The sequence below is a fragment of the uncultured Dechloromonas sp. genome (assembly GCF_945957265.1).
In the GTDB taxonomy this organism is placed as follows: Bacteria; Pseudomonadota; Gammaproteobacteria; order Burkholderiales; family Rhodocyclaceae; genus Azonexus.
In genome coordinates, this window is the sequence record NZ_CAMFKO010000028.1 from 1 (window position 1) to 13,449 (window position 13,449).

General features: G+C 66.5%; 11 protein-coding genes. All 11 read left to right on the forward strand.

Translation table 11 applies throughout. The annotated features are described in order from the left end of the window. The first annotated feature begins 202 nt into the window (after window positions 1–202). The 11 genes from hybE (at window position 203) to Q0P59_RS14175 (ending at window position 13,370) form a co-directional block, all read left to right on the forward strand. Window positions 203–679, forward strand: coding sequence for a [NiFe]-hydrogenase assembly chaperone HybE (hybE, locus tag Q0P59_RS14125; RefSeq protein ID WP_295007346.1), 477 nt, complete (start codon window positions 203–205; stop codon window positions 677–679). Then, window positions 676–1,584 (forward strand): hypothetical protein, encoded by a 909-nt coding sequence (locus Q0P59_RS14130; protein WP_295007348.1) that lies wholly within the window; start codon window positions 676–678, stop codon window positions 1,582–1,584. Before hybE ends, Q0P59_RS14130 begins: the two co-directional genes overlap by 4 nt. Then, window positions 1,577–1,918: a hydrogenase maturation nickel metallochaperone HypA gene (gene hypA, locus Q0P59_RS14135; protein WP_295007350.1), complete on the forward strand. Its 342-nt coding sequence runs from the start codon at window positions 1,577–1,579 to the stop codon at window positions 1,916–1,918. The genes Q0P59_RS14130 and hypA overlap by 8 nt, the downstream gene beginning before the upstream one ends. A gap of 25 nt (window positions 1,919–1,943) precedes the next feature. Continuing rightward, a complete protein-coding gene (gene hypB, locus Q0P59_RS14140) occupies window positions 1,944–3,080 on the forward strand; it encodes a hydrogenase nickel incorporation protein HypB (protein WP_295007352.1) in 1,137 nt (378 codons plus the stop codon). A gap of 4 nt (window positions 3,081–3,084) precedes the next feature. Continuing rightward, a complete protein-coding gene (gene hypF / locus Q0P59_RS14145; RefSeq protein WP_295007354.1) occupies window positions 3,085–5,394 on the forward strand; it encodes a carbamoyltransferase HypF in 2,310 nt (769 codons plus the stop codon). 167 nt (window positions 5,395–5,561) lie between these two features. Further along, on the forward strand, window positions 5,562–6,356 hold the full coding sequence (locus Q0P59_RS14150) for an ABC transporter substrate-binding protein (RefSeq protein WP_295007356.1): 795 nt from the start codon (window positions 5,562–5,564) through the stop codon (window positions 6,354–6,356). Next, on the forward strand, window positions 6,353–7,912 hold the full coding sequence (locus tag Q0P59_RS14155) for a CHASE domain-containing protein (RefSeq protein ID WP_295007358.1): 1,560 nt from the start codon (window positions 6,353–6,355) through the stop codon (window positions 7,910–7,912). Before Q0P59_RS14150 ends, Q0P59_RS14155 begins: the two co-directional genes overlap by 4 nt. Window positions 7,913–8,204: 292 nt before the next feature. After that, complete coding sequence (locus Q0P59_RS14160) at window positions 8,205–9,410, forward strand: hydrogenase small subunit (protein ID WP_295007360.1); 1,206 nt, start codon at window positions 8,205–8,207, stop codon at window positions 9,408–9,410. Window position 9,411: 1 nt separating this feature from the next. After that, on the forward strand, window positions 9,412–10,479 hold the full coding sequence (gene hybA / locus Q0P59_RS14165; protein ID WP_295007362.1) for a hydrogenase 2 operon protein HybA: 1,068 nt from the start codon (window positions 9,412–9,414) through the stop codon (window positions 10,477–10,479). Further along, window positions 10,476–11,636, forward strand: coding sequence for a Ni/Fe-hydrogenase cytochrome b subunit (hybB, locus tag Q0P59_RS14170; protein ID WP_295007363.1), 1,161 nt, complete (start codon window positions 10,476–10,478; stop codon window positions 11,634–11,636). Before hybA ends, hybB begins: the two co-directional genes overlap by 4 nt. A gap of 21 nt (window positions 11,637–11,657) precedes the next feature. After that, window positions 11,658–13,370, forward strand: a complete 1,713-nt coding sequence (locus tag Q0P59_RS14175; RefSeq protein WP_295007364.1) for a nickel-dependent hydrogenase large subunit — start codon at window positions 11,658–11,660, stop codon at window positions 13,368–13,370. Window positions 13,371–13,449: the final 79 nt, after the last annotated feature.

A 13,449-nucleotide genomic window follows, 5' to 3' on the forward strand; every position in this document is an offset into this window, starting at 1 on the left:
TGGTTCCCCCGGGATGTCGCCTGTTCTTTGTGGTTGGAGGGCGAAATGAGCAGGGAGCAAGGCTCCAAGGCTTGCCTTGGAGTGCGACCGACCGCGAACGAGGTCCGAGCCCTCCCCGGGCGTGCGGTTACGATGGCTGGTTCCCCCGGGATGTCGCCTGTTCTTTGTGGTTGGAGGGCGAAATGAGCAGGGGACCGGCGCTGTGAAAATCTGGGCCAACGATCCGTCGTCCGAGCTGGTGTCGGTGTTTGCCGATATCGCGCGTACCCGGATGGCCGACCTGCCGATCTGCAACGCGGCCCTGAGCGTCGAGGCGGTCGGTTTCGCGCGTACGCCGCAAGGGCATTGGGCGGGCGTGATGATCACCCCGTGGGCCATCAACCTGTTGTGCCTGCCCGGGCAGGAAGAAGCCTGGCCCGTCCTGGCGGCCTGCAGCAAGCATGACTGGCGCTTTCCGTCCGGCGATTACGAATTCACCGTCGCCGAGGAAGCGCGTATCGGCAACTATCACCTCTGCTCGCTGTTTTCACCTGCCTTCGAGTTTCCGACGCAGGAGCAGGCCCGGCTGACCGCGCTGGCGGTGAGCCATGCCCTGCATGCCGAGCCGATGGCCGCGCCGGACGTGGCGCCGGCCAAGGCGGCTGCCGGGCGGCGGGCCTTTCTCGGGCTGGGGCGATGACCTCGCCCGGCCAGCTGCTCGTTCGCGCCACCCACGATGGCGGGGTATTGCGCGACATCGCCGTCGACCTCCAGCGCCCGTCGGTGACCCGCCTGTTCATCGGCCAGTTGCCCGATGTCGTGATCAAGACGGTGCCTTACCTGTTCACGCTCTGCGCCCATGCCCAGCGGGTGGCGGCGCAGGCGGCGGTCAATGTGGCGCTGGGCGAGACGCCGCGCACCCCGGACCATGCCGAGCTGTGGATCGAGGTGCTGCATGAAAACCTGTGGCGGCTGCTGCTCGACTGGCCGGTCGCGGTCGGCCTGCCGCCGGCCAAGGAGGCGTTCATCGCCTGGCGTTCCGGGCGCAACGGCGACGAGGTCGTCGCCTCCACGGCGAGCCTGGTCGAAGCGGTCCTCGCGCCGCTGGCCGAGTCCTGCCTGACGCAGCTGGCCGGGGCGGAGGGCGATGCCGTCCATCATCCGCAGGCCGCGCCGGTGTTGGCGCCCGAGGCCTGGCTGGACTACTGGCAAGGCATGCAGGCGCGGATGCCCGCCCAGCCGTTGCCGGAATCGGTGTCGGCCATCTATCGCGCCCGGTTGCGCGAGGTCGATACCGCCCTGAAGGCGCTGGCGGAAGGGCTCCCCTTTCCGATTGCCTCCGCCGGCGGGGCGGGCTGGGGAGTCGGGCAGACGCTGACGGCACGTGGCGTGTTGACGCACGCCGTGCATGTCGAGGATGGCAAGGTTGTCCGCTACCGCGTCCAGGCGCCGACCGACAGCCTGTTTGCCGATGCCCGCGCGCTCGCCGCCCTGCTCGCCAATCGTCGTTTTGTTACGCTGGATCAAGCCCGGCAGGGGCTGGATCAGGCGATACTGGCGGTCGACCCCTGTCTGACCTACGTTGTGGAACTGCACGATGCATGAAATGTCGCTCGCCGAAGGCGTGCTCCAACTTGTCGAAGATACGGCGCGGCGCGAACAGGCCTGGCGCGTGAAGCTGGTGGTGCTGGAGATCGGCCGCATGTCGTCGGTGCAGCCCGAAGCCCTGCGTTTTTGCTTCGACGCGGTCACCCGCGGCAGCATCGCCGACGGCGCGACGCTGGAGATCGTCGACGTGCCGGGCAGCGGCTGGTGCATGAAATGCGCGGCGACGGTGCCGATGGCGGAACTGTACGGCGCCTGCCCGACCTGCGGCAGCCACCAGGTGCAGGCGACCGGCGGTACGGAAATGCGGGTCAAGGAAATTGAGATCGAGTGATCGGGCTCGAATAAAGGAGACGAGGATGTGTACGGTTTGCGGTTGCGGGGCGGGTGAAGTGAAGATCGAGGGCGGGGCGCATGAACATACCCATGTGCATGCCGACGGCACGGTGCATACGCACAGCCATGGGCATGAGCACGATCATGCGCACAGCCACGGCGCCGCGTTGCCGGCCGCGCATGCCCACCCGCATACGCATGCCGACGGCACCGAGCACGTTCATGAGCACGTGCACCAGGGCGAGCATGCCCACGGGCACGGCCACACGCACGATCATGTTCATGCCGATGGAACGACGCACAGCCATCCGCATCAGCACGATCACGACCACGGGCAAGACCACGCTCATCACCATCACGAACATGCCATCGGCGGCGACCTCGACTACGGCACCGGCCCGGCGCGTGCCCATGTGCCGGGCATGAGCCAGGCGCGCATGGTGCAGATCGAGCAGGACATCCTGTCGAAGAACAACACCTACGCAGCCGCCAACCGCACGTGGTTCGACGAGCGCGGCATCTTCGCGCTGAATCTCGTGTCCAGCCCCGGCTCCGGCAAGACCACGCTCCTCTGCAAGACCATCGAGCTGTTGAAGGACCGGGTGGCCATCAACGTCGTCGAAGGCGACCAGCAGACAGCCAACGACGCCGAGCGCATCCGCGCCACCGGCGTGCCGGCGCTGCAGATCAACACCGGCAAGGGCTGCCACCTCGACGGCCACATGGTCGGCCATGCCGTGCAGCGCCTGCAGCCCGGGGATGAATCGCTGTTCCTGATCGAAAACGTCGGCAACCTCGTCTGCCCGGCTGCCTTCGATCTCGGCGAACACCACAAGGTGGCGATCCTGTCGGTCACAGAAGGCGAGGACAAGCCGCTCAAGTACCCGGACATGTTCGCCGCCGCCGATGTCATGCTGCTCAACAAGTGCGACCTGCTGCCCTACCTCAGCTTCGACGCCGACCTCGCCGAAGCCAACGCCCGCCGCGTCAATCCGAACCTGACCATCTTCCGCGTCTCGGCGACCAGCGGCGACGGCATGAGCGCCTGGCTGGACTGGGTCGAGGCCGGGCTGGAGGCGCAGCGCGGCAGGCACGGCGAGAGCGTCGACGCGCTGAAGGCGCGCATTGCCGAACTGGAGCGGCAGCTCGCCGCCAGGTGATGGCATGAACGGCCGGCTGCTCCGCGTCCGGGGGCTGGTTCAGGGTGTCGGTTTTCGGCCGGTCGTCTGGCGTATCGCCCGCGAACTCGGCTTGCGCGGCTGGGTCTGCAACGACGGAGCCGGCGTGCGCATCGCCATCGCCGGCGAGCGGACGGCCGGTTTCGCGGCGCGCTTGCGCAGCGAGGCGCCGCGCCTCGCCCGCATCGACGCCATCGACGAAGAGGCTTGCGCGGTGGAGGTCGACGGCTTTTCCATCGTCGACAGTGTCGGCGGCGAAGTCAAAACCGCCATCGGCCCGGATGCGGCGATCTGCCCGGCCTGTCTGGCCGACATCTGCAATCCGGCCGGCCGCCGCTGGCGTCACGCCTTTGCGACCTGCACCCATTGCGGGCCTCGCTATACGGTTAGCCGGAGCATCCCTTACGACCGGGCGCAGACCAGCCTGAGCGGCTTTACGCTGTGCCCGCCGTGCGCCGCCGAATACGCCGATCCGGCGGATCGCCGCTTCCATGCCGAAACCACCTGCTGTCCGGATTGCGGGCCGCAACTGCGCCTGCTCGATGCCGGCGGCCAGCCGCTGGCCGGCGATCCGCTCGCCGACAGCCTGGACCTGCTGCGGGCCGGCAAAATCGTCGCCATCAAGGGGTTGGGCGGTTTCCACCTGGCTTGCGATGCGCGCAACCCCGCGGCGGTGGCCGAATTGCGCGAGCGCAAGCAGCGCGAGGCCAAGCCTTTCGCCGTAATGGGGCTCAATCCGGCGTCGCTGGCCGGTATCGCGGTGATCGGCGATGGCGAGCGCGAGCTGTTGCGCAGCCTGGCCGCCCCTGTCGTGCTGTGCCCGAAAGGGGCGGCCGACTTGCCGGGAGTCGCGCCCGGCCTGGCCTGGGTCGGCGCCATGTTGCCGACGACGCCGCTGCATGTGCTGCTCTGGCACGAAGCCGCCGGTCGCCCTGCCGGCACGGCCTGGCTTGACGAGGAAAATGCGCTGCTGCTGGTGATGACCAGCGCCAATCCGCATGGCGAACCGCTGGTCATCGGCAACGACGAGGCGCTGGCGCGGCTGGGCGGGAGCGATGGCAAGATCGCCGACGCCTTCCTGCTGCACGACCGGGACATCGTGACGCGCTGCGACGATTCGGTGGTGCGCGCCACGCCGCAAGGCCCGGCCTTCATCCGCCGGGCGCGCGGTTACGTGCCGGTGCCCATCCCCCTGGCCGACGACGGGCCGACGGTGCTGGCGCTGGGCGGCTACCTGAAGAACACGATCTGTGTGATGAAGGGGCGCGAAGCCTTCCTGTCGCAGCATGTAGGCGGTCTCGACAATGTGGCGGCCATCGGCTTCCTCGAGGAAACGGTGAGCCACCTGCTGGGCATTCTCGATGTCCGGCCGGACATCGTCGCCCACGACCTGCATCCGGATTTTCCATCGACCCATCTTGCCCTGCGCCTGGCGGAAGAATTCAAGGTTCCGGCGCAGGCGGTGGGGCATCATCAGGCGCATATTGCAGCGATCTGCGCCGAACAGGGGTGCAACGAGCCGCTGCTTGGCTTGGCGATCGACGGTGTCGGCCTCGGTCCGGACGGCGCGGCCTGGGGCGGGGAGCTGCTGCGTCTCGACGGCGCTTCCTGCGAGCGTATCGGCCATCTGCATCCCCTGGCCATGCCCGGCGGCGACCGGGCGGCCAAGGAGCCGTGGCGGATGGCGGTGTCGGCGCTGCATGGCGCCGGCCTGGGCTATCGGGTCGGCGGCTGGATTCACCAATACTATCCGGGGCGCGATCCCGGGCCGCTGCTGACCATGCTCGACCGCAAGCTGCGCAGCCCGCCGACGACCAGCCTGGGCCGCTGGTTCGATGCGGCGGCCGGCCTGCTCGGCCTGCGCGACCTGATGCAGTTCGAGGGCCAGGCGGCCATGGAGCTCGAAGGCCTGGCGGCCCGGCATGGTCCCGTTGCGCCGCTGCCCGGCGGCTATGCGCTGCGCGACGACGGCAGCGTGCTCGATCTCTCCCCCCTGTTGCCCGCCCTGATGGGCTGCAAGAACGATGCGGCCTACGGTGCCGCGCTGTTCCATGCCACCCTGGCTGCCGGCCTGGGCGCCTTTGTCGTCGCGGCGGGCGAGCGGTCGGCGGCGGCAAGCGTTGCCGTGGGGGGCGGTTGCGCCATGAATGCCGTCCTCATGACGGCCTTGCGCGGCCATCTGCAGGCGGCCGGCATCGGCCTCGTGGAGGCCCGGCAGGCTCCGCCCAACGATGGCGGCCTGGCCCTGGGGCAGGCCTGGGTCGCCCGCCGCCAGCGCGAGGCCGGGCTCTCCTAGCCGGCTGCGCCGCGATTCCCGGTGCGCCGGGCCGCTTTTCCATCCTCGCCGAACGTGATGTAGGCCACGCTATGCCGTGGCCGGTGTGGTTTACCCTGATGCTGAATTCGGGATGAATCGGTATGATCTCCCCGACACAATGTTGCTGCTGATTCCATGGGGGATGGATGATCCGTCGCAGTCTCATCGCATCGTTGCTGGCATGCAGTCTTGTCTCCTCCGCCGGGGCGACCGGGTTCGACTGCTCGCGCCCCTACAGCCTGGCCTTGCACGAGCATGGCCTGCTCTACACGGTGGCCACGGATACCGGCATCGACAAGGATGTGGCCGACGAGCTGATCCGTCGTTCCGGGTGCAAGGTCGTCGTCAGTGTGATGCCGCGCGCCCGGATCTGGCAGTTGATCGAGTCCGGGGCGCTGGATTTCAGCCTGTCCGGCATCACCAACCCCGAGCGGGAGAGGTTCGCCTCGTTCGCCTGGTATTTCTCCAACAAATACTATCTGCTCGTCCGCAAGGACAGCGGTGTGAACACGCACGGCGATTTCGAGCGCAATGCCCGCCTCCAGCTGGGCGTAATTCGCAGTTTTCGCTACAGCGAATCCGCCAACCGGCTGGTCGACCGCCTGCACCAGGCCGGCCGGGTCAGCCAGGCCGGCGGCCTCGAGCCGCTCTACCAGACGCTGATGCTCAACCACATCCAGGGCATGATCATCGAGCCTTTCGATTATCCGGCGCTGGATGAAAAGAAGATTCGCGAGGTTTCCAGCATCATCGAATTCAACGATCCGCCGGTCCTGCACGGGCTGATCATGTCGAAGACGGCGCTCGCGCCCGGCGAGCAGGAAAAGTGGCGGGCATTGCTGAGCGAGATGCGGAGCGACGGCACCATCCGGCGCATTTTCGAAAAGTACTTCAAGCCGGAGATGGCGGCCAGCATGGTCAACTTTCAGGGGGTGCGGTGACCTTCCGGCGTTCCTTCCGGATGTCCCGGCTGTCGCACCTGCTGCCCTGGATCATTCTGGTCGTTACGCTGTCGGTCACCTGGCTGCTCTGGCGGCACGAATGCGATACCAGCCGCAAGGAAATGCAGGCGCAATTTGATTTCGCGCTGCGCGACACCGTCAGCCGGGTCGAGCAGCGGGTGGCTGCCCACGAGCAGATGCTGCGCGGACTGCAGGGCTTGTTCGCGACGACCGGCCTGAAGAACCGCGCGGCGTTTCGCGACTATGTCGAGACCTTGCAGCTCGATGCCAATTTCTCTGGCGTGCAGATCGTCGGCGTGGTCGATCTCGTCCCGGGCAACCAGAAAAAGGCCCACGAGGAGGTCATGCGCGGCTTGGGGGTGGGCGCCTATGCCATCCATCCGGAGGGGGAGCGCGAGCTCTATACGCCGATCATCCAGCGCGAACCCCAGGTCGGGCGCAATCGCCTGCCGCCCGGGCTCGATACCTGGGCGGAGCCGGCCCGGCGCCTGGCGATGGAGAGCGCGCGCGATTCCGGACGGGCGGCGATCACCGCCAAGGTTCGCCTGGCCGTCGACAAGAAGCCCGAGGCGCAGCCGGGATTCATCATGTACCTGCCCGTCTATGCCTACGGCCAGCCGCGCGACACGGTCGCCCAGCGGCGCAGCCACCTGATTGGCTGGATTTACGCGGCGTTCTACATCGAGGATTTCATGGCCAGCCTGTACGGCACCTCCTTGCCCGGTGTCGCCCTCGACATCTACGACGGGGTGGAGCCGACGGCCGGCGCGCTGATGTACAGCGTTGGCGAGTATTCCGCGCAGGATGGGCATGAGGGGCTGCACGCCAACGAATACATGGTGGTGGCCGGCCGTACGTGGACGCTGTCCTTGCGCAGCCTGCGCGAATTCGATGTGCGTTACGGCCGCGACGTGGCGAGCCTCATTGCCGCAACCGGCTTCGGCCTGAGTCTGTCGCTGGCCCTCCTGTCGTGGTTCATGGTCACCGGGCGGGCGCGCGCCCTGCGCCTGGCGGCCGGGATGACCGAGGAGTTGCGCCATATGGCCCAGCACGACCCGCTGACCGGCTTGCCCAATCGGGCCTTGTTCAGCGACCGCCTGGGCAACGAGCTGGCCAGGGCAAAACGGAATGACGGCCATTTCGGGTTGATCTTCATCGATCTGGATCGCTTCAAGCCGATAAACGACAATTTCGGCCACGCCACGGGCGACCTCCTGCTGCGCCAGGTGGCGCAGCGGATGAAGGAAACCGTGCGTGCCTCCGATACGGTCGGCCGCATTGGCGGCGACGAGTTCGTGGTGCTCATGCCCATGCTGGCCGATGCCGAGGCGGCGCGCTTGCTGGCCGAAAAGCTGCGCCATGCGATCGCCCAGCCGTTCATGCTGGAGGGGCGCGAACTGAGCGTTTCGTGCAGCCTGGGGGTGGCGCTCTACCCCAATGACGGCACCGACGAAATCACGCTGGCCAAGAGCGCCGACGAGGCGATGTACCAAGCCAAGCAAAGCGGCCGGGACAGGGTGCGGCTGGCGAGCTGAGCCAGGCGGTCTTCGCGGCGCCGTTGGCCTGCCTCTGCCGAAGGGCGTAGTTCCAAGGTCTGACAAGCGCCTGATCACATTGTTTCCGGAAGTGGACGTTTTCCCCTTGTTTTTCAGCCTGCGGCGAGCATCCGATTCGGCAACTCGCTGAATTGAATGGCTTTTGAAATCTGGCCTGCCTGTTGCTACATTGAGTATCAATAAAAGCATTCACCAAATTTCAATCAGGCCCTCCCAGCAGAGAGAAATCGTCGGTCAGCGGTGACCGCGAAGAAACAACAAGGGGAGAAAAATGGCCAATCAACATCTGATTTCGCTGGAGCAGGACGAGCGCATCGAGGCGGCAGCCAGGCGGCTGTCGATGACCCGGCGCGAGTTCCTGCAGTTCTGCGCCGCCATGGCGACCACGCTGGGTCTTCCGCAAGGGGCGGATGCCGCAGTTGCCGAGGCGGTTGCCGCCAAGAAGCGGCCGAGCGTCATCTGGCTGCATTTCCAGGAATGCACCGGGTGCACCGAGTCGATCCTGCGCGCCGAGCATCCGACGCTGGACAAGCTGATTCTCGACGTCATCTCGCTCGATTATCACGAAACCCTGTTCGCCGCCGCCGGCCACCAGGTCGAGGCGGCGCGCAAGACGGCGATGGCCGAGAACAAGGGCAAGTACATCCTGGTCGTCGAGGGGGCGATCCCGACCAAGGATGGCGGCGTCTACTGCAAGATCGGCGGCAAGACGGCGATCGAACTGCTTACCGAATGCGCGGCCGACGCGGCGGCGGTGATCGCCATCGGCTCCTGCGCCTCGTGGGGCGGCATGCCCTCGACGATTCCGTCGATTCCCGGCGCGACCTCCAGCCCCACCGGGTCGAGCGGCGTGGCCCAGGTACTCGGCAAGCCGGTGGTGACCATCCCCGGCTGCCCGCCCAACCCCTACAACTTCCTGTCGACGGTGGTGCATTTCCTGACCTTCGGCAAATTGCCGGACGTCGATCAACAGGGCCGGCCGAAGTTCGCCTATTCCCGACTGATCCACGAAAACTGCGAGCGCCGCGCCCACTTCGACGCCGGCCGCTTCGCCATGGAATTCGGCGATGAAGGCCACCGCAAGGGCCATTGCCTGTACAAGCTGGGCTGCAAGGGGCCGGAAACCTACGCCAACTGCTCGGTCATCATGTTCGGCGATGCCGGCGCCGGCACCTGGCCGGTGGCCTGCGGCCACCCGTGCATCGGCTGTACCGAGCAGGGCGTCGGCTTCCAGAAGCCGATCCATGCCGTCGCCAAGCTCAAGAACATCGAGCCATCGGCCTTCCTGCCGCGCATCGTCGAGGAAAAGGGCGTCGGCGCCTCGCTTGGGTCGGCCGCCGTGCTGGCCGCCGTGGCCGGTGCGGCAGCCGGTGCCGGCGCCATGCTGACCAGGAACCTTGGCCTGTCGCACAAGGCCGAGGAGATGGAGCGGGCCAGGAAGGACGGCAGCAAAGCCACCGAATCGACGGAGGTCTGAGATGACCACGAGACGCGACTTCCTGCGTGGCTGCCTGGCCGGCGGCGCGGCGGCGGCGAGCGCCGTGCTGCCCGAGACGGCCTGCGCCCGCGATACCCTGCAGCGCCCGCCGGAGGCCCTGGGCCTGCTCTACGACGCCACCCTGTGCGTCGGCTGCCAGGCCTGCGTGGCCGCCTGCAAGCAGGCCAACGAGAACCCGGCCGAATTCACCGCCGTGGACAAGCTGTGGGATACGCCGCTCGATACCAGCGGCCATACCTTCAACCTGATCAAGATGTACCGCAACGGCACGATGGAAACGAAGGACAGCGAGCTGAACGGCTTCTCCTTCATGAAGACCTCGTGCATGCACTGCGCCGACCCGTCCTGCGTGTCGGCCTGCCCGGTGTCGGCGATGGTCAAGGACCCGGTGACCGGCGTCGTCGGCTACGATCCGGACGCCTGCATCGGCTGCCGCTACTGCGTGGCGGCCTGCCCGTTCGGCATTCCCAAGTACCAGTACGACTCGCCGACCGGCAAGATCGGCAAGTGCGAGCTGTGCCGGCACCGCCACAAGGACGGCCACTATTCGGCCTGCGCCGAGGTCTGCCCGACCGGCGCGACCTTGTTCGGCCGGACGGAAGACCTGCTGGCCGAGGCCAGGCGCCGGCTGGCGCTGAAGCCGGGTGAGTGGACGAGCATCCCGCGCGGCCGCCTGCGCCACGCCCAGGAGAAGGTGCTCGCCGGCGGCGAGGATGGCAAGGGGCGGAAGCTTCGCCACGGCTGGCGCGACGAGCCGGACCAGAGCTACCAGGCGCAGGTCGGCAACTACCTGCAGCACGTCTACGGCGAGAAGGAGTACGGCGGCACCCAGGTGCTCAAGCTGTCGGCGGTCAATTTCCAGAAGGCCGGCATGCCCGACCTGCCGCCGAAATCCTCGGCCGCCACCTCGGAAACCATCCAGCACACGCTGTACGGTGGCCTGATGATGCCGATCGCCGTGCTCGCCGGCCTGACCTGGGTCGCCAAGCGCAACGTCGTGCCGGAAGACGACGAGGCGAGCAAGAACCAGAAGGGAGGGCAGTCATGAGCGCCCATCATCCTGCCGCCCCGGTCGGCGGCAAGCTGTTCAACCTGCCGGTGATGATCTGCAGCCTGCTGATCGCGGCGATGATCGCCGTGCTCTTCGTCCGCTTCATCTTCGGCCTCGGCGCGGTGACCAACCTCAACGACGGCTACCCGTGGGGCATCTGGGTGGTCTTCGACGTGGTCATCGGCTCGGCCTTCGCCTGCGGCGGCTTCTCGGTGGCCATGCTGGTCTATATCTTCAATCGCGGCCAGTACCACCCGATGGTTCGTCCCGCCCTGCTGGCCAGCCTGTTCGGCTACACCCTGGCCGGCGTCGGCGTGCTGTTCGACCTCGGTCGCTGGTGGAATTTCTGGCACATCCTGTGGCCGGGTTACGCCAATCCCAATTCGGTGATGTTCGAGGTGGCGGTCTGCATCTCGGCCTATATCACCGTGATGTGGATCGAGTTCTCGCCGGTCTTCATGGAGCAGTGGGGCCTGAAGGTGCAAAAGAAGAAGCTGGAGAAGGTGCTGTTCTTCTTTATCGCGCTCGGCACGCTGCTGCCGATGATGCACCAGTCCTCGCTCGGCACGCTGCTGGTGGTCATGGGGCCGCAGGTCAATCCGCTGTGGCAGACGCCCATCGTGCCGCTGCTCTACCTGCTGTCGGCGGTGACCATCGGCTACGGCATCGTGCTCTTCGAGTCCTGCGTCGCCTCGTCGGCCTACCGCCGCGACATAGAGATGCATCTGCTGCAGCCGATGGCGAAGATCATGCTCGGCCTGCTGACGGTCTTCCTGGCGGTTCGCTTCGGCGACCTGGTCGTGCGCGGCGCCTTGGTCCATGCCGTGAAGCCCAGCCTGGAAGCCTTCTTCTTCTGGCTGGAAGCCGGCTGCTTCGTCCTGCCTTACCTGCTGGTCGGCAGCGCCGGCGCCCGGCGCAACCCGGCCCGGCTCTTCCTCGCCGGCTGCGCGATCATGATGGGCGGCATCCTGCTGCGCGTGAACGGCTTCCTGATCGGCTACGACACCGGCCTCGGCGTCGATCATGGCTGGAACTATTTTCCGAGCATCGCCGAAATGCTGGTCACCATCGGCATGTTCGCGCTCGAAGTGCTCGGCTACATCGTCATTACCCGTCGCTTCCCGGTTCTGCCCCGGGAAGGCGCGGCACACTGAATTCAGGGATAGGAGAACAACATGAACAAACGTGTCACCATCGACCCGGTCACCCGCATCGAGGGCCACCTGCGCGTCGACGTCGAAGTGGACGGCGGCCGCGTCAAGAAGGCCTGGGCTTCCGGGCAGATGTGGCGGGGCGTCGAGAACATCCTGATCGGCCGCGACCCGCGCGATGCCTGGGCGATCACCCAGCGCATCTGCGGCGTGTGCACCACGGTGCATGCCATGGCCTCCGTGCGCGCCGTCGAGAATGCGCTGCAGCTGGAAATCCCGGTCAACGCACAGTACATCCGCAACATGATCATGCTGGCCCATGCCGTGCATGATCACATCGTCCACTTCTACCACCTGTCGGCGCTCGACTGGGTCGACGTGGTCAGCGCGCTGAAGGCCGATCCGGCCAAGACGGCCAGCCTGGCCGAAAGCCTGTCCAACTGGAGCGGCAATTCGAAGGCCGAGTTCGTCAAGGTGCAGGAGCGCCTGAAGGGCTTCGTCGGCACCGGCCAGCTCGGCATCTTCACCAACGGCTACTGGGGCCACCCGGCCATGAAGCTGACGCCGGAAGTGAATCTGCTCGCCGTGTCGCACTATCTGCAGGCCCTGGAAGTGCAGCGTTACGCCAGCAAGATCGTCGCCGTGCTCGGCTCCAAGTCGCCGCACATCCAGAACGTCGCGGTCGGCGGCGTGGCCAACCCGCTGTCGGTCGATTCGCAGTCGGTGCTGACCATTGAACGCCTGCTGGCGATCAAGGAATGGATGCTCAAGCTCGAAGACTTCGTCAAGAACGTCTACCTGATCGACGTCGGCGCCATCGGCGGTTTCTACGCCGACTGGACCAAATACGGCAAGGGCATCACCGAGTATCTGTGCGTGCCGGATATCCCGCTCGACGGCAAGGGCACGCAGTTCGCGCTGCCCGGCGGCTATATCGAGGGCGGCAAGCTGGAGAGCTACAAGCCGATCACCAGCTTCAACGACAAGTACTTCACCGACGGCGTATCCGAGGCGATCAAGCATTCCTGGTACAACTACAGCGGCGGCAATGACAAGTCGCTGCACCCGTACCTGGGCGAAACGACGCCGAACTACACCGATTTCCAGGATGACGGAAAGTATTCCTGGCTGAAGTCGCCGACCTTCTACGGCAAGCCGATGCAGGTCGGTCCGCTGCCGCGCGTCATGAACATGCTGGCCGCCGGCCACGAGCCGACGAAGAAGTACGCTACCGCCGCGCTCGATCTGGTGTCCAAGGTCGCCGGCGCCAAGGTCGGCGTCGAGGCGCTGCATTCGACCATCGGCCGCCACGCGGCGCGCGCCGTCGGCTGCGCGGTGCAGGTCGACGAGCTGATCAACCAGTGGGACCTGCTGCTCGCCAACATGGCCAAGGGCGACCTCAAGACCTTCAACAAACCGGTCTTCCCGAAGGGCGAGCAGATGGGCGTCGGCTTCCACGAAGCCCCGCGCGGCGTGCTGTCGCACTGGGTGGTCATCGATTCCGGCAAGATCAAGAACTACCAGTGCGTCGTGCCGACCACCTGGAACGCCGCGCCGCGCAACGAGAAGGACCAGCCCGGCGCCTACGAGGCCTGCCTGCTCGACAACCCGGTGGCCGACCCCGAGAAGCCGCTGGAAGTGCTGCGCACCGTGCATTCCTTCGACCCCTGCCTGGCCTGTGCCGTGCATGTGGTCGACCAGGAGAACAATCCGGTGGTGACGGTGCAGGCGGTGTGATCGGGATCGAGGATCGAGTGGAAGCTTGGGGCGCCTTGGCGCCCCGGGTTTGTTTTTAACTGGCAGCTAACTACCAACA

Excerpts from the sequence above, each read along its gene's own strand:
- hypF (WP_295007354.1), top strand. The coding sequence starts at position 3,085 with ATGAACGGCCGGCTGCTCCGCGTCCGGGGGCTGGTTCAGGGTGTCGGT.
- hybA (WP_295007362.1), top strand. The coding sequence starts at position 9,412 with ATGACCACGAGACGCGACTTCCTGCGTGGCTGCCTGGCCGGCGGCGCG.
- hybB (WP_295007363.1), top strand. The coding sequence starts at position 10,476 with ATGAGCGCCCATCATCCTGCCGCCCCGGTCGGCGGCAAGCTGTTCAAC.
- Q0P59_RS14150 (WP_295007356.1), top strand. The coding sequence starts at position 5,562 with ATGATCCGTCGCAGTCTCATCGCATCGTTGCTGGCATGCAGTCTTGTC.
- hypA (WP_295007350.1), top strand. The coding sequence starts at position 1,577 with ATGCATGAAATGTCGCTCGCCGAAGGCGTGCTCCAACTTGTCGAAGAT.
- hypB (WP_295007352.1), top strand. The coding sequence starts at position 1,944 with ATGTGTACGGTTTGCGGTTGCGGGGCGGGTGAAGTGAAGATCGAGGGC.
- Q0P59_RS14130 (WP_295007348.1), top strand. The coding sequence starts at position 676 with ATGACCTCGCCCGGCCAGCTGCTCGTTCGCGCCACCCACGATGGCGGG.
- Q0P59_RS14175 (WP_295007364.1), top strand. The coding sequence starts at position 11,658 with ATGAACAAACGTGTCACCATCGACCCGGTCACCCGCATCGAGGGCCAC.
- Q0P59_RS14160 (WP_295007360.1), top strand. The coding sequence starts at position 8,205 with ATGGCCAATCAACATCTGATTTCGCTGGAGCAGGACGAGCGCATCGAG.